Annotated in this window: 10 protein-coding genes and 1 pseudogene; 8 read left to right on the top strand and 3 right to left on the bottom strand. The window is 71.2% G+C overall.

Annotated features, from left to right (window positions below; all coding sequences use genetic code 11):
• Positions 1 to 37 precede the first annotated feature (37 nt).
• From AC6I72_RS37605 to AC6I72_RS37595, 3 genes are read left to right on the top strand one after another with little or no spacing between them, the layout of a single operon-like run.
• A complete protein-coding gene (locus tag AC6I72_RS37605) occupies positions 38 to 3,349 on the top strand; it encodes a non-ribosomal peptide synthetase (RefSeq protein ID WP_498006297.1) in 3,312 nt (1,103 codons plus the stop codon).
• Positions 3,346 to 4,167 carry a thioesterase II family protein gene (locus AC6I72_RS37600; protein WP_498006296.1) on the top strand — a complete coding sequence of 274 codons (822 nt, stop codon included), beginning with the start codon at positions 3,346 to 3,348 and terminating at the stop codon, positions 4,165 to 4,167. Before AC6I72_RS37605 ends, AC6I72_RS37600 begins: the two co-directional genes overlap by 4 nt.
• Positions 4,164 to 7,955 carry an SDR family NAD(P)-dependent oxidoreductase gene (locus AC6I72_RS37595; RefSeq protein ID WP_498006294.1) on the top strand — a complete coding sequence of 1,264 codons (3,792 nt, stop codon included), beginning with the start codon at positions 4,164 to 4,166 and terminating at the stop codon, positions 7,953 to 7,955. Before AC6I72_RS37600 ends, AC6I72_RS37595 begins: the two co-directional genes overlap by 4 nt.
• A gap of 1,766 nt (positions 7,956 to 9,721) precedes the next feature.
• On the opposite strand, the gene AC6I72_RS37590 is transcribed toward AC6I72_RS37595, so the two are convergent.
• The gene (locus tag AC6I72_RS37590; RefSeq protein ID WP_498006292.1) at positions 9,722 to 10,096 is read right to left on the bottom strand and encodes an STAS domain-containing protein; all 375 of its coding nucleotides are present in this window, start codon (positions 10,094 to 10,096) and stop codon (positions 9,722 to 9,724) included.
• 28 nt (positions 10,097 to 10,124) lie between these two features.
• The gene (locus AC6I72_RS37585) at positions 10,125 to 11,309 is read right to left on the bottom strand and encodes a PP2C family protein-serine/threonine phosphatase (RefSeq protein ID WP_498006472.1); all 1,185 of its coding nucleotides are present in this window, start codon (positions 11,307 to 11,309) and stop codon (positions 10,125 to 10,127) included.
• Between the two features lie 277 nt (positions 11,310 to 11,586).
• Here AC6I72_RS37585 and AC6I72_RS37580 point away from each other — a divergent pair, with 277 nt between their 5' ends.
• The 3 genes and pseudogenes from AC6I72_RS37580 to AC6I72_RS37570 form a co-directional block, all read left to right on the top strand.
• Positions 11,587 to 12,183 carry a DUF6233 domain-containing protein gene (locus AC6I72_RS37580; protein WP_498006291.1) on the top strand — a complete coding sequence of 199 codons (597 nt, stop codon included), beginning with the start codon at positions 11,587 to 11,589 and terminating at the stop codon, positions 12,181 to 12,183.
• A gap of 7 nt (positions 12,184 to 12,190) precedes the next feature.
• The gene (locus tag AC6I72_RS37575) at positions 12,191 to 12,919 is read left to right on the top strand and encodes a dienelactone hydrolase family protein (protein ID WP_498006290.1); all 729 of its coding nucleotides are present in this window, start codon (positions 12,191 to 12,193) and stop codon (positions 12,917 to 12,919) included.
• Positions 12,920 to 13,036: 117 nt separating this feature from the next.
• Positions 13,037 to 13,351: pseudogene (locus AC6I72_RS37570) on the top strand (alpha/beta fold hydrolase); the annotation flags it as partial.
• Positions 13,352 to 13,465: 114 nt separating this feature from the next.
• On the opposite strand, the gene AC6I72_RS37565 reads toward AC6I72_RS37570, so the two are convergent.
• Positions 13,466 to 14,782: a hypothetical protein gene (locus tag AC6I72_RS37565; protein ID WP_498006288.1), complete on the bottom strand. Its 1,317-nt coding sequence runs from the start codon at positions 14,780 to 14,782 to the stop codon at positions 13,466 to 13,468.
• Positions 14,783 to 15,568: 786 nt separating this feature from the next.
• On the opposite strand from AC6I72_RS37565, the gene AC6I72_RS37560 reads away from it, so the two are divergent.
• Positions 15,569 to 18,700 (top strand): tetratricopeptide repeat protein, encoded by a 3,132-nt coding sequence (locus tag AC6I72_RS37560; RefSeq protein ID WP_498006286.1) that lies wholly within the window; start codon positions 15,569 to 15,571, stop codon positions 18,698 to 18,700.
• On the top strand, positions 18,631 to 18,933 hold the full coding sequence (locus tag AC6I72_RS37555; RefSeq protein ID WP_498006284.1) for an MmyB family transcriptional regulator: 303 nt from the start codon (positions 18,631 to 18,633) through the stop codon (positions 18,931 to 18,933). The genes AC6I72_RS37560 and AC6I72_RS37555 overlap by 70 nt, the downstream gene beginning before the upstream one ends.
• Positions 18,934 to 19,051 lie beyond the last annotated feature (118 nt).

The following is a 19,051-nucleotide window of genomic DNA, read 5'->3' as shown; positions in this document are numbered from 1 at the left end:
GTGTCGTGGTGTACATGCCGACTTGGAGGACAGTGGCATGAGTCAACAGAGCGAGCTGCTTCGCCGACTGCGCCGGCTCCCGGGGGAGCGCCGGGACGCGCTGTTGGCTCAGCTGGAGGATGTGTCCGCCGGAGCCCGGTCCGCCCCCCTGTCCTACCGGCAGGAGCAGCTGTGGCTGTTCGACCGGTTCGCCCCCAGCAGCCTGGCCTACGGGCTCGGCTTCGCCCTCCCGATCGAGGGCCGGCTCGACACGGAAGCGCTGGGCGCGGCGCTGGCCGATCTGCTGCAGCGCCACACCGTGCTGCGCTCGACGTTCTCCGACGAGGACACCCGGGGCACCCAGCGGCTGAAGCCGGTGCCCCGCATCCGTCTGGAGACCGAGGACGTTCCCGCCGAGCGGTTGCACCCGCGCGCCGACGAGGTGGTGCAGGGCGAGCTGCGCCGGGGATTCGACCTCAACTCCGGCCCGATGGTCCGTTTCCGGCTGCTGCGGTCCGCCCCCGACCTGCACCTGCTGGTGCTGACCAGCCACTCCATCGTCCTCGACCCGCGCTCCGCACGCGTGCTGCAGGGCGATCTGGCCCACGCCTACCGCGCCCGGGCGGCGGGCGCAGCGCCGGCCTGGGCGCAGGATCCGGTGGAGTTCGGTACCTACGCGGCCTGGCAGCGGGCCTGGTGCGAGCAGGACGCCGCCCGCGAGGCGACCACCTACTGGCGTGACGCCCTCGCGGGCTGGGAGAGCACCGAGCTGCCCACCGACCTCCCCCGTCCGCGGCTGATCGACCTGAGCAGCGACGTCGTCCGGCGGCCGCTGCCGCCCGGACTGGCGGCGGCCGCCGACGACTTGGCGACCGGGAGCGGCGCCGAACGGCGGGACGTCCTGCTGGCCGCTTTCCTGGTCGTGATCGCCCGCCACACCTCCCGGGGCGACCTCACCATCGGACTTCCCCAGGACGTCGCGGGCCCGTACGACGAGAGCCGACTCGTCGGTGACATCGGAAACCTGCTGCCGCTGCGGGTCGAACTGGACGAGGCGGACAGCTTCGCCGCCGTGGTGGCCCGGGTGCGCGACGCCCGGCGGGACGGCCTGCACCACGCGAGTCTGCCGTTCAAGCTGATCCTGGACGCACTCGGGGTGGAGCCCGACGCCGGCCGGCTGCCCCTGGTACAGATCGGCTTCACGACCCCGGTCGCGGGCGGCGGACCGGCCGAGGCCGACGGGGTGCGCTTCGGCTGCGAGCAGATCGACGCCGGGTCCGGCGCGTTCGAACTCGCGCTGGAGGTCACGGACGGTGAACAGCCCACCGTGGCCGTGCGGTTCGCCACCTCTCTCTACCGGCGGGCCACGGCCACCCGCGTCCTGGACCGTTTCCTGCAGACCCTGGACGCGCTCTGCCGACAGCCGCGGCGTCCCCTGGGAGACGCCCCGCTGGGCACGCCGCAGGAGCACGCCGACGTACGGGAGCGCTGGAACGAGCCGATCGGCGCGCCTGCCGACACCCCGCTGCACGACCTGTTCGCCGAGGTCGTCGCGGCGGCTCCGGACAACACCGCGCTGCTGTGGAAGGGCGGCTCCCTGTCCTACGGCGAACTGGACGCCTGGTCCTGGCGGATCGCGCGGCGGCTGACGGCCGCCGGGGTGGGGCTCGGCGACCTCGTGCCGGTGGTGATGCAGCGGGGCCCGGCCCTGCTCGCCGCCGTCCTCGGTGTCCTGCGGGCCGGGGGCGCCTACGTGCCGGTGGACGCCGGCCAGCCCGACGAGCGGCTGGCGATGATCCTGGAGGACACCGGGGCCAGGACCGTGGTGGTCTCCCCCGGTACGGCGGACCGGGTCCCCGGTCCGCTGGCGCTGGTCGTCGGTGCCGATCCGCTGGACGGACCGCAGGCGGAGGAGGAGCCGCCTGCGGTCGTCGTGCCGGCCGCCTCCGCGGCGTACGTCATCTACACCTCGGGGTCCACCGGCCGTCCCAAGGGGGTGGTGGTCGAGCACCGCAACGCGGCCAACTTCACCCGCACCGTCCGGGACATGTTCGACCTCACTCCCGAGGACCGGGTCCTGCATTTCGCCTCCCCCGGCTTCGACGTCTCGGTGTTCGAGATCTTCGGAACCCTGCTCAGCGGCGCGGTCCTGTACGTACTGGACGAGGACCAGCGGCGCTCCGTGGACGCCCTCGACGCAGTCCTGCAGGAGCAGCGGATCACCGTCATCGACCTGCCCCCGGCGATCATGGATCTGCTCGCTCCCGAGAACTATCCCGACCTGCGGGTGGCGTTCGTCGGGGGCGAGGCGTTCACCGGCGAGCTGACCACGCGGTGGGCCCGTGGCCGGAGCTTCTGGAACGGGTACGGCCCGACGGAGACCACGGTGACCGTGGTGGCCAAGCGATGCGAGGGCGAGTGGACGGCCTCGCCGCCGATCGGCCGGGCGATGGCCAATCACCGTGCCTACGTGGTGGACGGCGCCGGTGCGTCGTTGCTCCCGGCCGGCGCGGTCGGTGAACTCGCCATCGCCGGGCTGGGCGTGGCGCGCGGCTACCTGGGCCAGCCCGCCCTCACCGCCGACCGGTTCCGGCCGGACCCCGACGGGCCTCCCGGTTCCCGCCGCTACCTCACCGGTGACCTGGCCGTCTGGGACGAGGCAGGGGACCTGTGCTTCGTCGGTAGGGCCGACCGGCAGGTGAAGGTCCGCGGCGTGCGGATCGAGCTGGGCGAGGTGGAGGCCGCGCTGCAGGCGGTGGACGGAGTCGCCCAGGCGGTGGCGGAGGTGGCGACCGATCCGCGCACCGGCGCGCTGCTGGTGGCGTACGTGGTGCCGGAGCGTCCCGGCGAGCTGCAGCTGGACACGATCCGCTCCGCGGTGGCGCGCCGGCTGCCGGCCGCGATGGTCCCCTCCGTCCTGGTGCCGCTCGACGCGGTCCCGCTGACCCCGAGCGGCAAGATCGACCGACGGCGGCTGCCCGCCGTGGAGTTCGCCGTGGTGGACGAACTCTCCGAGGCCGACGAGGAGAACAGCACGCCCACCGAGCGCACGATGCGCGAGGAGGTGTTCACCCCGCTGCTGGGCGCCCGGATCGGCAATCACGTGAACTTCTTCGCGGCGGGCGGCACCAGTCTTCAGGCGATCCAGCTGTCCTCCCGCGTGAACGCCGTGTTCGGGGTGGCCCTGCCGATCGCCGACTTCTTCGCCACTCCCACCGTGGCCGGTCTGGCCGGGCTCGTCGACGCGGCGCGTTCGGGCCAGGAAGCGCGGCGGGACGCGCTGGCGGAGGCCCTGGACCTGGTGGAGGGGAGCAGCGACGAGGAACTCGCCGAGCTGGCCGCCTCGCTGGACGGGGAGGGGACGCGTTGAGCACGGACACCCACGCAGGGGCGTCCCCGCGCAGCGGACCGGTGAGCTTCACCATGGACTCGCCCTGGGTGCGCCGCGTCCCCCGCGAACAGGCCCGGGTACGGCTGATCTGTCTGCCGTTCGCCGGTGGCGGCGCGTCCGTGTACCAGCGGACGGCGGCACTCATGCCCTCCTGGGTGGAGACGCTGACGGTGCAGCTGCCCGGCCGTGAGGACCGCTCCCGGGAGGAGCCGCCGGCCCGCATCGAAACGCTGGTCACCGCCTGCTCGATCGCCCTGCGCCCGTACACCACCATGCCGTACGTGCTGTACGGGCACTGTGCGGGCGGGTTGCTGGCGTACGAGATCGCGCACGAGATGGGCCGCCGGTTCGGAACGTGGCCGCAGCGGCTGATCGTCGGCGAGCAGCCCGCTCCGCAGGCGCCGCCGCCTGCGGAGCCGTTGCACCTGCTCCCGGACGAGGAGCTGCTGGCGACGGTGCGCGAGCGCGGCGGGCTGCCCGACGCGGTGGCCCGCAACGCGCCGTTGCTGGACATGCTCCTGCCGCTGCTGCGCAGTGACTTCGAGCTCTGGGAGAACTACCGGCACCGGCCGCGTCCCCCGCTGCCGGTTCCGATCACCACGGTTCGGGGGCTGACCGGCTCGGTGGACGAGTCGGACCTGGCCGGCTGGGCCGCGCAGACGGCCGTGGGCCGGACCGGTCTGAGTGTGGAGGGCGGGCACTACTTCGTCGTCGGACTCACCCCGGAGGCCGCCCGGGAGATCGGTGGACAGCTGGCCGTCGAACCGCCCGCTCCGGCCGGAAGGACCTCTTCGTGACCACCGCCACCAGCGCCGCAGTCCCCCAGCTCTCCCTGGAGACCGTCGCCGAGATCGCGGCCGGTACCGCCGGGGTCCGTGACGCCGCCGCCGTCCGCGACCGCCGGCTGCGCGTCACCGCCACGCGCCGCGCGGCGTCCGGTCCCGGGTCCGGCGGAGGCGAAGCGGGGCGCGGCACCGCCGTCCCCGCCGACCGTCCGGCCCTGGTTCGCGGCCCCGAGCCGGTGCTGCCGCCGGACGCCGTGCCGACGCTGCCGCAGGCGCTGGCCCGGGCGGCGCGGGTGGCTCCGGGCCGCGGCACCACCTATCTGCTGCCGGACGGCAGCACCGACCGGCAGACGTACGCCGAGCTGTACGAGGACGCCCGCCGCATGCTGGGCGGACTGCGCCGCCACGGTCTGGCCCCGGGCGACCCCGTGCTGCTGCAGTGCGCCGACAGCCGTACGTTCGTCACCGCCTGGTGGGCCTGTGTGCTGGGCGGGTTCCTGCCCACTCCGCTGGCTCCGGCGCCGGAGTACGCCACGGACAACGCCGCGGTACGCAAGCTCGCCGCCGCCTGGGACCTGCTCGGCCGGCCGCCGGTGATCGCCGATCCCGGGCTGTGCGAAGGGGTGCGTTCGCTGGCCGGCCGACTGCCTGGCGGCGAGGCGCCGCGGGTACTGGCCTCCGACGCCCTGCCCGATCCGGAACCGGCCGACTGGACCGTACCGGACCCGGACGCGCTGATCGTCAACCTGCTCACCTCCGGCAGCACCGGCACGCCCAAGTGCGTGCAGCACCGCCATCGCACGATCGTCGCCAGGAGCTACGCGGCGATCGCCGCGAACGGCTTCACGGAGCACGACGTCTCGCTCAACTGGATGCCGCTGGACCACGTCGGCGGCATGATCATGTACAACCTCCGGGACGTGTTCCTGGCGTGTGAGCACGTCAACGTACGAACGGAGTCGGTGATCCGCAGGCCGTTGCTGTGGCTGGACTGTCTGGACCGGTTCCGTGCCACCAACACCTGGGCGCCCAACTTCGCGTTCTCGCTCGTGTGCCAGCGCGCGGAGGAGATCGCCGCCGGTTCCTGGGACCTCAGCCGTCTGACCAACATCTGCAACGCCGGTGAGGCCGTCGTCGCCCGTACCGCACTCCGCTTCGTGGAACTGCTCGCCCCGCACGCACTGCCCGCCGACGCCATGGTGCCCTGCTGGGGGATGTCGGAGACGTCCTCGGGGGTCACGTACACCCGCATGCACCGTGACGACGCGGCGGTCGGCACCGTCTCCCTGGTGCCCGCCTCGCTGGACGGCGAACTGCGCGAGCTGCCGGCGGGCACTCCCGGCGCGGTCGTGGTGACCGAGGTCGGTTCCCCGGTGCCCGGTGTCGCCCTGCGCATCGTGGACCAGGAAGGAGAGGTGCTCCCGGAGGGCCGGGTCGGGCGGCTGCACGTGTCCGGCGACACGGTCCTGAGCGGTTACGCGTACAACGAGCGGGCCAACCGGGAGAGTTTCACCGCGGACGGCTGGTTCGACACGGGTGACCTGGGGTTCCTGCGTGACGGCCGGCTGTTCCTCACCGGCCGCCGGAAGAACATGGTGATCGTCAACGGGGCGAACTTCCCCGCGCACGAGATCGAGGCGGTGGTGGAGCAGGTACCCGGCGTCGTGCCCGCCTGCTCCGCGGTGGCCGGGGTGCCCGACGAGGACACCGGCACCGACGCTCTGGTGGTCTTCTTCGTGCCCGGCACCGACGACGTGCCCGCGCTGGTGGACGCCATCCGCTCGGCTCTCGCCCGCGACCTGGCCCTGCGTCCGACCTACGTGGTGCCGGTGACGTCCCGGGAGTTCCCACGGCACAACGGCGGGAAGGTGCAGCGCGAGCGGCTGCTCGAAGGCTGGCGCGAAGGCCTGTTCGACGACCGCTGTTACGGCGGTGGGACGGACGGCGTCGCACCGGACGAGGCGCCGGACTCGGAGGCCTCCGTCCCCGCGCTGGCGGTCGTGTGGGAACCGGCCGACGCACGGCTGAGGCAACGGCCGGACGGTCCCCTCGTGGCCTGTGTCAGCGGTGACGTCCCCGACTGGCTGCCCGTGTCGACCACGGCTCAGATCGTGGTCGGCCCGGACGCCGTGGAGCTGGCCTCGGCCCTGGAGCGGGCCTTCGCGACGGCCGGCGAGGGGCCCACGGACGAAGGGGCCGTACCACAGGTGCTGTTCGTCGCCGCCTCGGACCCCGCGACGGCGCCGGCCGACGGCGACGCCGGGGTGCTGTCGGAGTTCCTCGCCGTGGCGTCGGCCGTGGCGCGGATCCGCCCCGATGCCGAGCTCACCGTGCTGACCCGGGGAGCCGTGCCGGCCGCCCCGGGCGACACGGTTGTTCCGGGCCGGACCGGACTGACCGCGCTGGTGCGTACCGCGCGCTCGGAACGGCTTCTCGCCCGTACCGCACTGATCGACGCCCCGGCGGACGCCGGCGCGGCCGAGCTCGCGGCCCTGGCCACGGTGCGGCACAGCGGCGACGTGATCGCCGTGCGTGACGGCAGGCCGCTGCAACAGCGGCTGCGCGCCGTGCCGTTGCCGGAGGTCTTCGACGTACCCGCTGATGTGCTGCCCCGGGGCGGGACCTGCCTCATCACCGGTGGTCTCGGCGGCCTGGGACGAGCCGTGGCGGAGCACCTGGTGGTCACGCACGGGGCACGGCTGCTGATCGTCGGGCGGACCCCGCAGGAGCGCCTGGACACCGGGGCCCGGGAGGCGCTGGAGGTCCTGCACGCCATCGGCGAGGTCCGCTACCGCACGGCCGATGCCGCGGACCCGGACGCGCTGGCCGGGGCGGTGGCCGAAGCGGAGGCGTCCTGGGGGTGCGGCCTCGACCTGGTGCTGCATCTCGCCGGTGCCGCGGTCGCCCCGCAGTGGGAGTCCTTGACCGACCACGAACTGCGGGCCGAGTCCGCGCAGTGGCTCGCGACGATGCTGCATCCGAAGGCCGGTGGCTGTGCGGCCCTCGATGGGGTGCTGGCCACACGGCCGGACACCGCCGTGGTGCTGTACTCGTCCGTGAACGGTCTGTTCGGCGGGACGGGTTTCGGTGCGTACGCGGCGGCCAACGCGGTACTGGACGGCTGGGCCCAGCGCTGGGCCGCGGCGGGGCGACGGGCCCAGAGCCTGGCCTGGAGCATGTGGGACGGCCCGGGGATGAACCAGGGCAGTCCGCTGGTCGCGGCGGGCAGGCACCGGGGACTGACCCTGATCGACCCGACCCGGGGCACGCTGGCCCTGCTGGGCGCCCTGCACGCCGGGCCGGTACACCTGCTCATCGGCGCGGATCCGGCGAACGAGCAGATCAAGCCGCTCCTGGCGGCGGACCAATTGGGCGGCGGCACCGTCGCCGTGGCGGTCGTACCCGCGTCGGACACGGACCCTCAGCAGGTGCGGGCCGCGGTGTCGGCTCAACTGGCCGACCGTGGGATCTTCGCCCGGGTCGTGGTGACCTCACGGATAGAGCGGGACCGCAGTGGCACCCCCGACCCGGCCGCTGTACTCGCGGCCGTCGGCGCGGGCGGCGCCTCCTATCTGCCGCCCGAAGGACGGCTCGAAGCACTGTTGGCCGAGGCCGCGGCCGAGGTGCTCGGAGTCGCGCGCGTGGGCAGGGACGACTCGTTCTTCAGCCTGGGGTGCGATTCGATCAGGGCTGTGCAGCTTGCGGAGGCGCTGAGCGGGCAGCTGGACAGTCCGGTCTCGGTGGGCTCGCTCTACGAGTCCCCGACGGTCCGCTCCCTGGCGGCCAGGATCGCCGGCTGAGGAAACGGCGTGCCTTCCGGGCCGTGGCACGGCCCGGAAGGCACGTTCAGCGCACAGGTCCAGGCGTCGTCCCGCGCACCGGTGACACTTCCTACCGACGTCCTTTGCCGCGCAGTCTGGGGTTGCTCGATTTCGCTTCTTCGAGATGTCCCATACGACGCAGCCTGTCCACCCATGCCTGTGCGGTGTAACGAGGTACGTCGTAGTGCTGCGCCACCTTCCCCACACTCCTGAGTCTGAGGAAGACTTCTCTGACCTCGTCCGGGTCGGGCATCTTGCGGTAAGGGCGCTGATTCTGTACTTCGGCTGCAGGGGGGGACACGCTTGCAGGCCGGTGACTCTCCGATCCGCTCTCGGAGAGGGAGGAGGGCACAGCAGCGACCCCGCTCACCGCCTGAGCCAGCATCTCGAAGTCGATGTCGAGTGCTCCTCTGGGGGGGATCGCGCCCTGCTCCGAGGCTCTGACCACCAGTTCGACTATCCGTGGCGGTCCGCCGGGAACGCTCTGCATCACTGCAGTGATCGTCGCCGGTTCCTCGTCAGCGCCTCCGTACGTTTCGACCGTAATAGTCCATTTCATACTATACCTGCTATCGTCTTCTATGCGGCCGTTACCCGTATGAGACGTAGCGGCCGAGGACGCGAGCGCCCTTGGCGAGGTCACACACGAGTACTCATCCCCCCCCGGGTCATGCGAGAGTGATTCGCATGATCCAAATGTAGTCATCTTTGTGCTCGAAAGCTATGTTGATTTAGTAAACGGCTCACAAAGGGTCCATGGGTCCACTAGCATACGCGCTCTCCTCGGAGACACGCGGGTCCGTGCCCCATACGACGAGTTGCCGGACCGCAACCGTCTCCCCACAACAGAGCCACGACCTGCGGTGATCGACATTCCCGAAGTTTGCTGACACCACGACAGACTGCACACACTGTCAGCTTCCCTGCCCCACACTCTGCGGACACCATCGCGGGTCTTCGACCGGACACCCCCGCTATCGAGCCACGGATGCCCCGTTTCGCCGCGCGACATGCCCGAGCGGACCCCACGGCAGAGCTGCGATCCCCGCTGTCGCCTGGGCTCTCCGGCTCTCCTCGGATCCACCCATGATTGCGGTGCGGACTTGTCTCTGGCCGACATCGATCGCTGCACAGTCGACACAGACCCGGCAACACGCCGAAGAGTTGACCTGAACTGCCTGCCCCGTACACGGAACCATCGTCGCATCACCCTCTGGAAGATCGTCGCATCGCCCACTCGAAGTACGGCAGGATGCCGCTACACGACCGAACTGCCGCTGAGCTTGCTGTCCGGGACGGCTGCGTGATCGGGTGAGCGCTGACCGAGGGGGCGAGGGCGAACGGCGACGCCGTGCTCGCCGCACTCGACGCCGGTCCCGAGCCGGTTACCCCTAGCGACTCAGGCCCCCGCCAACTGAGCGTTTCAGAATGAGGTCCGCGGACGGCGGAGGCAGGTGAGGCCGCAGGCCGGCTCTCGAGGTGGTGGCGGCACAGTGCGCTCGGAACCCCGTCCGGGACACGGCAGTTGTGCGGACCGCCGGAAGGTGAGCGGCACAACTGCCGTCGGCGCGCCACGGCGACGACGACACGACGAGCACCGCGAGGAACGCAGTGGCGACCGAACGCGCGGCCGTTCCCGCGACCGCCGGCGCCCGTGTCCAGGGAGCTGATCCTCCGCCTCCCGCAGACCTCATCCCGGCCCGAGGCCCTCGGGGCCCGCTGATGTGATCGCCGGGGCGGGGCGGTCAGCCGGGTGCCGCATCGGGGGTCGGGTAGCTGTGCAGGACCTGGTCCGCGCCGGTCAGAGCCAGCATGTGGCGCACGCGTTCACCGGGCGCGATCAGCGCCAGGCGGGCACCGGTGGTTCTGGCGGTGCGGTAGGCCGCGATCAGGCACGTCAGGCCGGTGGAGTCCAGGAAGGTGACGCCGGACAGGTCCAGGAGCACGCTGTGACCCTCGGTGGCCAGCAGTGGCTGCAGGGTGTCGGCCAGGAGAGGAGCGGTGTGCAGATCGAGGTCCCCTCGGAACGTGACCAGATGGCGGCCGGCACGAGTGCGGTGCACATCGACGTGCGGGGCGCGCTCTTGTTCTCGGGGGGCGGGCGGCTGATCGGTGCTCATCTCCGTTTCCTTCCGCGTGCGCGGCGCTTCAGGGGGTCAGCTCGCGCTGGTGGCCGCCGCGCCATTCGGTGAGCAGGACCGTGGCGTCGTCGTCGAGCTTGCCGTCGTGGTGTTCCATGACGGCGGCCATCAGCCGGCGCAGGGTCTCGTGCAGGGTGTGCCGGCCGGAGTGATGGCGGCGGATGAAGTCGACGAAACGGTCCCGTCCGAACTCCGTTCCGTGTCTGTCGCGGGCTTCGACGATGCCGTCCGTGTACAGCAGCAGTCGGTCACCGGGCTCCAGCTGCTCGGTGGCCACGGTGACGGACAGGCCCAGGTCGGCTCCCATGGGACCGGCCGGGGGACAGGACAGGTCGGTGATCCAGCGGCTGTCACGGATCAGGATCGGCAGATGGTCGCCGCGGTTGACCCACGTCAGCCTGCCGGTCTCCATGTCCAGGTCGGCCAGGATCCCGGTGACGTAGCGGCGTCCGTCGAACTGCTCGATCAGGGCCTGTTCCACTTCCTGGCTGGTCCTGGCGAGCGTGGCCCCCTGGCGGCGGGCGTTGCGGCAGGCCGCGACAGCGACGTTGGCCGTGATGCCGGCGGTGGTGTCGTGTCCCATGGCGTCGAAGACGCCCAGATGCAGGGTGGAGCCGGCCACGGCGTAGTCGAAGGCGTCCCCGCCGACCTGGTAGGCGGGCTCCATCACCGCGCCGACGGTCGCGTCGTGCCCGGCGTATGCGGGCGGCGGAGTCAGATTCCACTGCATCTCCGCCGCCACGTTCATCGCCTCGGTACGCACCAGACGCGCATAGGAATCACTGAACGACCGCTTGCTCAGCAGCAGCAGGGCCGCCATCGACGCCAGATCGCTCACAGCCCGCCGCACGCGTTCGGTGTCGCTGTCGGTGTCGGCCCGCAGCACCCCCAGCCGTTCCACACCGTCGGTGACGGCCACCCACCACCGCCGCCGCACACCCTCACCCACCCGGCCCCCTACATGTTCACGGATCACCTCCACACGCTGATAGGCCTGGCCCGGCAGACTGCCCGAAACGGTGAACTCCAGCCCGCCGTCCCCCGCAGCCGGCCCCCGCCCCGTGACCTCGCGCAGCACCGTCTCCCGGACATCCACCAGAAACAGTGCCACGTCGTGCATGCCCACCGAGGCGGCGTGATCAGCGATCAGCTGGGGCAGCTGCTCGAAGGTGACCGTGTGACTGGCCTGCATCAGCCACACCAGCGACTCCGCACTGCTCTGCGTCACAGTCCTGGATCTCCTCGCCGGACGTCCGGTCCCCCGACGGCGCGCCGCTTCCTCCCACAGCCCCTGCTGTGCCCTTTCCACTCCTCGACGACCTCACGAGTACCCCCTCCCCCGCGGCACCCACGCCCAGGCCGGAAAGGGGCGCGGTCGCCCTGCGACAGACTGCGGCCCCGGGCTCCGACCGGGGGTGAAGAGCGGGAACGGCGAGGCGGCAGCCAGGGGCGGCGCAGAAGCGGCCTGTATGAGTTCACCCGCCTCGGCGCACGGCAGTGAGGTGATCAGCAGCGCACCTGCCATAATCGAACACAGGAACGAGCATCCGTCGCGGCTGCAGCTGCTCCGTTACGCCGTGCACATGGTGGTCCAGCAGGCGCCAGGGGCCCTCGCCCCAGACCGGCGGCTGGATCGCGGCGGAAGAGCGACGCGAGGCAGAACGGCGCCCGGGCGCGGAGACGCGGCCGCCATCGCCCGAGTGCGTGTGCGCTACGGGCTCGACCGCACGAACGCCGACGCCGTGCACACCAGTGAATGCTGGGCAGCGGCCGAGAGCAGCCGGTGCCGTCCGGTCACCCGGCAGCAGGCGGTCGAGGCCTCGCGCCGGCTGGTCCCGGCGTGTGCCCACGGCCGGCCCGACACCGCCCCGGGGATCCTGGACCAGTGCCGCATCAGGCACCCTTCGCCCCGGCGGGGAGCGGGTGTTGATCTCTGTGATACGTTCGGCGCCGCCGTGCACCACCGCGAGTCCAAGGAGGTGAGACCGATCAACGCTGTGACAGGTCGGGGCTCCCTCCTTCGCATGGCCTGGGAGCGCCCGCACAAGGCATCCCGAAAGGCCTGAACGGCTGATGCGCTTCACCTCCCGGACGTCATCGGACGGCGTCACCGAACAGTTCTTCACCGTCGGCGAGATCCCCGGCGTGCTGTGGACGCCCGACGACGCCTCTGGTACCCGTCCCCTCATTCTGCTGGGCCACGGCGGCGGGCAGCACAAGACGGCCCCCGGCAACGTGTCCCGCGCCCGCTGCTACGCCGCCGACGGCTTCGCGGTCGTCGCGATCGACGCGCCCCATCACGGCGACCGGCCCCAGGACGAGGAGTTCGGCCGGCTCCTGGCCGGCATGCGGGCCGGCATGGCCGCCGGTGAGAACCCGGGCGCGCTGGTCGCCGACATGCACAGCCATCTGGCCGGTCAGGCCGTCGCGGATTGGCAGGCGGTCCTGACCGCGGTCCAGAACCTCGGCCAGGTCGGCGTCGGACCGGTGGGCTACTGCGGTATGTCGATGGGCTGCGGGCTGGGCATACCGCTCATCGCCGCGGAACCCCGGATCCGAGCCGCAGTGCTGGGCCTGCTCGGCGTGCACGGGCTGGCCCAGGACGCCGCGCGGGTCACCGTACCGGTGCAGTTCCTGGTCCAGTGGGACGACCAGATGGTTCCGCGGGACCAGAGCCTGGCGTTGTTCGACGCGCTGGCCTCACCTGAGAAGACACTGCACGCCAACACCGGCAGGCACGAGGACGTGCCGTCGTTCGAAGTGGACAGCTCACTGAAGTTCTTCACCCGGCATCTGAGCTGACAGGGAATCCGGTGCGCACCCAGAACTGGCCCCCAGCGGTTCTGACCTCTCCCATCCCGAGGTCGTCAGTCCGAGGACCCGTCTGCGCGTGAGGGCAGCCGCGCTGCATGCGCGCCGCCGCTGTTCGGGGACCTGCCCGACGGGCAGGCCGAGGAGGCCGTCGGCCGGCTCGTCACGCAGAGCCGACGCTCCTTCCCGCAGCGGGTGACCCGGGCAGGGTGGCGGACGGTGCCCTCCACGTATGCGCTCTGCGAGCGCGACAGGGCACTCCCACCCGCATCGCAGGAGCGGATGTCCGCCCGCGCCGGGCGCGTCGAACAACTGAATACCGGCCATGCGCCGTTCCTGTCCGCGTCCGCCGAACTGGCCGCGCTCCTCGGCCGGATCGGCTCCCGGTGTGACCCTCGCGGACACAGGCCCCGCCGGACATGATCTGTCCGGGGTGCCGTAGCCGCGCTGGAAGGCGTCCTGGCCGATGAACTGCAGCGACCGGGTCGCCACCGGGTGTGCCGGGAGATCGGCTGCACCTCGCTCGGTTCGATCGGCTCACCGGGCGTGCCGGTAGGCGACCACCTTGTAGTCCTCCAGGTTTGTGTCCGATCTGTCGGCGTTGTAGAGGAAGAGGCCGTGGCCGGCGAAGTCACCGAACGGCGTCACCTCGTACCGGTCGGCCCTGACCGTTCCGGTGGCGATGTCCACGACCACCGGGGACCGTTCCTCCGAGTCGTCCACCGGGAGGGTGCTGCCGAAGGCGGTGCCGTCGTCGGTCACGCCGTCGAGATCGACGGCCTTGGTCTGCGCGGTGTCCCCGAAGCAGCGGCCGGTGCCCTTCTCCAGGTCGAAGGCGGCGTCGTCCTGGACGAGGTAGCGCCCGTTCGCGGACAGCGACGCGCTCTTGGCGGCGTCCTCGTTCCGTTGGAAGCCGTGCGCCGTGCAGTTCACCTTCGCCCGTACCTTGCCGGTCGCGGGGTCCAGGACGGCGAGGGTGTCCTGCCTGGCCCCGTCGTCGTGCCACAGGGCGAACAGGGCGGTGCCGACCGGGGTCATGAAGAGCTTGTTCTCGGAGTCGGTGGTCAGGGCGCCGCCCGACCAATTGCCGGGAACCCAGTAGTGGGCCTTGGGCTGCTCGTCCGTGGCGAGCAGCGGTCCTCGCGAGGTCACCGCGACGGCCTTGGTCGACGCGAAGCACAGATGGCACTCGTCGGCCGGCGGCTTCGTCTTCGTCAGGTCGAAGGACTTCGTCGCCCCGGTGGCCGGATCCACCGTCGCAATGCTCTCGTCGCCGAACCGCACCAGCAGGCCGCCGCCCCCGTCGGTGACCGTGCCCTCGCCCGGCAGTTCGAGATGGCGCGCCGGCGTGACAGCTCCGGAGGCCGCGTCCTTGGCGCTGAAGATGTCGAGGGTCGTGACGTCCCGGCCTTTTCTGACCGCGTCCTCACCCTTCGTGCCGGACGACGTGGCCACGAGGTAGTCCTGACCCTGCTCGGTCGTCACCAGGGCCGACATCATGCCGACGCCTTCGACCTTTTTCGTCCACTTCGTTGTGCCGGTGGCCGCGTCCATGAGGGTGAAATCGCCGTGGTTCGCGGCCGGTTGGAAGACGGCGACGGCCGCGGAGTGCGGGAGGAAGAGATGGGTGCCCATCATGTCCGATTCCCAGCCGTGGGAGGTGTCGTACACGCTGGGCACGGACAGGCGGTGACGGGGCGCGGACTGACCGTGGGGCGCGGGTCCGCTCTTCCCCGCGCCGGCCGGGGGCTTGTGGGTCTCTCCCGTTCCGTCACCGTGCCCCGAGCCGCTGACGCAAGAGCTGAGCAGACCCGCTGTGACGACTCCCGCGAGGACGTACCTGAGCCGTTGCATGGAGATTCCCCGTTCGACACACGCCGTGACATGTCCTACGGGAGCAGGAGTATCCCCGACGTTCCCGCAGCCGGCACGGTGCCGGACCGTGGCCCCGCGATTTCCGGCCATTCCATGCCGACCAGGGAAGTGCGCCCCCGTTCCCGACCCCGCCTGCGGAGCAGCGGAGTTCATGGAAGAGCGGAGGAACGTACGCCACGCCGCTCGTGAGCGGAGCCCTTGCCTTCGCCTGCCGCGACTCTCCGGCGTGGGCTGGTGCTCAGCCACGTTCACGTCGATGGCACCCGACAACGTTCACCGGACCCGCGTGGATCCGCGGGGCGCCGAGCGCGGGCCGGCGTATGGCGCGCCGTTGGTTTGAGCGCCCGCTCCACAACCGGACATGCGCCGGCAATCGAGGGCGAGTACCGCAGTTTCCCGGTGGTGAGGTCGTCGTCGAGCGACCAGCCGCCGCCCCTGGCATGTCCTGGGTTCGGCTTGCGCCATCACTCTCCGGACCGTAAGAGTCAGCGAGAGCAGTCGTGCCTTCCCGTGCTGCGGGTCTTCAGCCCAGCGTTGTCCGGGTTCGTTCAGGGACAGGTACGGCAGTTGAGGTGAGGGGACGGGGAGATGGCGGGGACGGGGCGTCAGGGCCGGTCGCGTGGCGAGGTGAACCGTCGACGGGCGCGCTCGCAGTTCTTCGGCCGTCGGGCTCAGTTGTCCCAGTTCTCCGAGAACTTGGCGAAGGATCCGGAGTCGGAGACGGATCCGGCCGCTTACCTGTTCCATGTCCGGGGAGTGGGCGGGGTGGGGAAGTCCACGCTGCTGCGGCAGTGGCAGGAGACCGCCCGGCGGGCTGGCGCGGTGACAGCGGTGGTGGACGAAGGCGATGTACACAGCGTGCCGCAGGCGCTGGAAGAGCTGGCCCGGCAACTGGCGCGGCAGGACGGTCCGCTGAAGGAGTTCGACAGGGCGGCGGATCAGTACCGCCGGGACCAGGAAGCAGCCGCGGAAGCCGCGCCGGCGAGTGCTCCGGCGGGAGACGGTGGGACGTCGGTGTCCAGCCGGGTGGTGGCCCAGGCCGCCCTGGGGGCGGCGTCACTGATCCCCGGCGCCGGGGTCGTCACCGCGATGACGAACCCGGATACGGCAGCCCAGGGCCTGGACCGGCTGCGGGCCGGCGTGCGGGCACGAGGACGCCGGGGACGCGAAAGGGACACAGCCACACTGACGCGGGCCTTCATCACGGAACTCGGCCGGCTGTGCGACCGCCACCGCTGGGTGGTGCTGTTCCTCGACACGTGGGAGGAGACCGCCCGCTACCTGGACGAATGGCTGCGCGATGTGCTGGCGGACGCCTTCGGCCCTCTCCCTCTCAACGTCATGGTGGTACTGGCCGGCCGTGACGCGCTGGCCGAACGGGAGTGGGCGGTCCTGCGGGAGGACGTGCAGGACATCCCTCTGGACGTGTTCACCGAGGCCGAGACCCGTACCCTGCTCGCCACACGTGGCATCACCGAGCCCGCGGTGGTGGAGGCGGTGTGGCAGCTGTCGATGGGTCTGCCGCTGCTCGTCGCCCTGCTGGCCCTGGCCCAGCCGGCGACCGTCGAGGACGTGAACGCGGGCGGGGACGTGGTGGACCAGGCCGTGGAACGCTTCGTACAGTGGATCCCCGACCCCGGACACCGCGAGACCGTCCTGAGCTGCGCCCTCGCACCGCAGCTCAACGAGGACGTCTTCACCGCCGCGGCACCGCAAGAAGGCCGCGGCTCCTGGGAATGGCTGTGCAGGCAGCCCTTCGTCAGCGGCCGCGGTGACTTCAAGCAGTACCACGCGGTGGTACGCGCGAGCATGGTGCGCCAGCAGCGAGCCCACTCCCCCCAGCGCTGGGAGGCAGCGCACCTCCGGCTCGCCGACGCCCACACCACCTGGCGCACCGGGATCGAGGCGGGGCTGCCCGATGCGAAGCGGTGGGGCGAGCAGCAGTGGCGCCAGCACCGGCTGGCCGAGACCTACCACCGGCTGTGCGCCCGCCCCGCAGTGGAGCTGGCGGGCGCGCTGGAACTGGCCGTCCACGCGGCCGGCGAGGGCGCCGAAGTCCTGCGCCAGTGGCTGGACTCCTTCGGCCAAGCGGCCAAGGACACCACGGACCCCGCTCTGACGTCCTGGTCCGAACGCCTCCACCACGCCGCCGCCAGTGATCATCCCACCCTCACGGTGCTCACCGCCTTGCTGCGCCACGGTCATCTCAGCCGCACCGTCCAGGCCTGGGCACACAGCTACCGGGGGCACCAGCTCTTCCTCGACGACCGGGACGACGAAGCCGTCCTCGAACTCGACCGTGCCCTCGCAGCAGATCCTCACAACTCCCGCGCCTGGGCATACCGCGGCAACGTCCACCGCTGGCTCGATCACCTCGACCAGGCACTCAGCGACCTCACCGAAGCCCTCCGGCTCGACCCCTCCAATGCCTGGGCGAGGGCGCGACGCGGCGAAGCCCACCGGGGGTTGGAACGTTATGACGACGCCATCGCCGACTTCACCGCTGCACTCGACCTCGACCCCGCGGATGCCTGGGCCCTGGGATCCCGCGGGCAGACCCACCGGCAGGCGGGACGCCATGACGATGCCGTCACCGACCTGACCGCCGCACTCGATCTCGACCCCACCCTCGACTGGGCACTGGCCGAACGCGGCATCGCACACCGGCTGGCAGAACGTTTCGAGGACGCCGTCACCGACCTGACCGCCGCACTCGAACCCAACCCCAACGACGCCGTCTCACTGGTCCAACGCGGCATCGCGTACTGGCAGACGGGACGCCATGACGACGCCGTCACCGACCTGACCGCCGCACTCGACCTCGACCCCACCGACGCCGTCCCACTCGCCCAACGCGGTATCGCACACCTGCTGGCAGAACGTTTCGAGGACGCCGTCACCGACCTGACCGCCGCACTCGAACTCAACCCCACCCTCGACTGGGCACTGGCCGAACGCGGCATCGCACACCTGCTGGCAGAACGTTTCGAGGACGCCGTCACCGACCTGACCGCCGCACTCGAACTCAACTCCACCGACGCCGTCCCACTCGCCCAACGCGGCATCGCACACCGGCGGACGGGACGCTACGACGACGCCGTCACCGACCTGACCGCCGCACTCGAACTCAACCCCACCCTCGACTGGGCACTGACCGAACGCGGCATCGCACACCGGCAGGCGGGACACTACGACAAGGCCGTCACCGACCTGACCGCCGCACTCGAACTCAACCCCACAATCGCTCTCCCACTCGCCCAACGCGGCACTGCCTTCCGACAGGCGGGACGCTACGACGACGCCGTCACCGACCTGACCGCCGCACTCGACCTCGCCCCCAGCCTCGACTGGGCACTGGCCGCACGCGGCACAGCGCACCTGCAAGCGGCCCGCTACGACAAGGCCGTCACCGACCTGACCGCCGCACTCGAACTCAACCCCAGCCTCGACTGGGCACTGGCCGCACGCGGCACTGCGCACCGGCGGGTCGGCAACTACGTCCTGGCTCGCGACGACCTCGGGCGGGCTATCGCTCTTGATCCGCATGATGCGGAACACCGGTTCGAGCTGACGATGCTGGACACGGTGACGTCGGGTCCTGCAGCCTGTCTGGAAGGCTGGATCGAAGTCCTCAGCTCTCCCCCGGACGACGACGCTGCCGTCACCTTCCCCTTGTTCCGGACGCTTATCCTGGAGCCCGAGACCGACGTGGCAGTGGCCACCGAGATGTTCCTGTCAGATGCCGCTGCTCCCGTGGTGGCCAAGCTGGCTCGGTACCTCGCTGAACTCGCTGCGTTGGACGGTGCCATAGCGGCCCGAGCCAGGCAGTGTCACCAATTGATCACGCAAAGCGTCACCACTTCCGCAACTGCGTCTCGTCAGGCTCCGAGTGGGTAGATGCGCGACCCAGGGGCCTTGCAGCGGTCCTCCACCACGGCCAAGCACTCACCTTCCGGGTCCCCGAGGCCGGCGACATCGTCCTGGACCGGGACACGTGTCCCCTGCCCGGAGCACCGGGTCCGGGCGTGCTGATCTGGACGGCCGAACCGGGCAGCGCCGACGCGGACCGGCTGCGCCTCCCGGCATCGCTGCTCGCTACCGGCCCGGCATCCGTCGTCGATTTGTCCTGATTCCACCTGCGCCGGGGGCGCTCCCGAGGCGGGCTCACTCGACCGGGTGAACGGCTTCGAGTCACGTGATCGAGATGTCCGGCAAGCCGGACCGGTCCGGGAGGAACATCGGAGAGGA

The organism is Streptomyces sp. Xyl84 (assembly GCF_059731885.1).
This window is presented reverse-complemented; position numbering and strand designations above follow the sequence as displayed.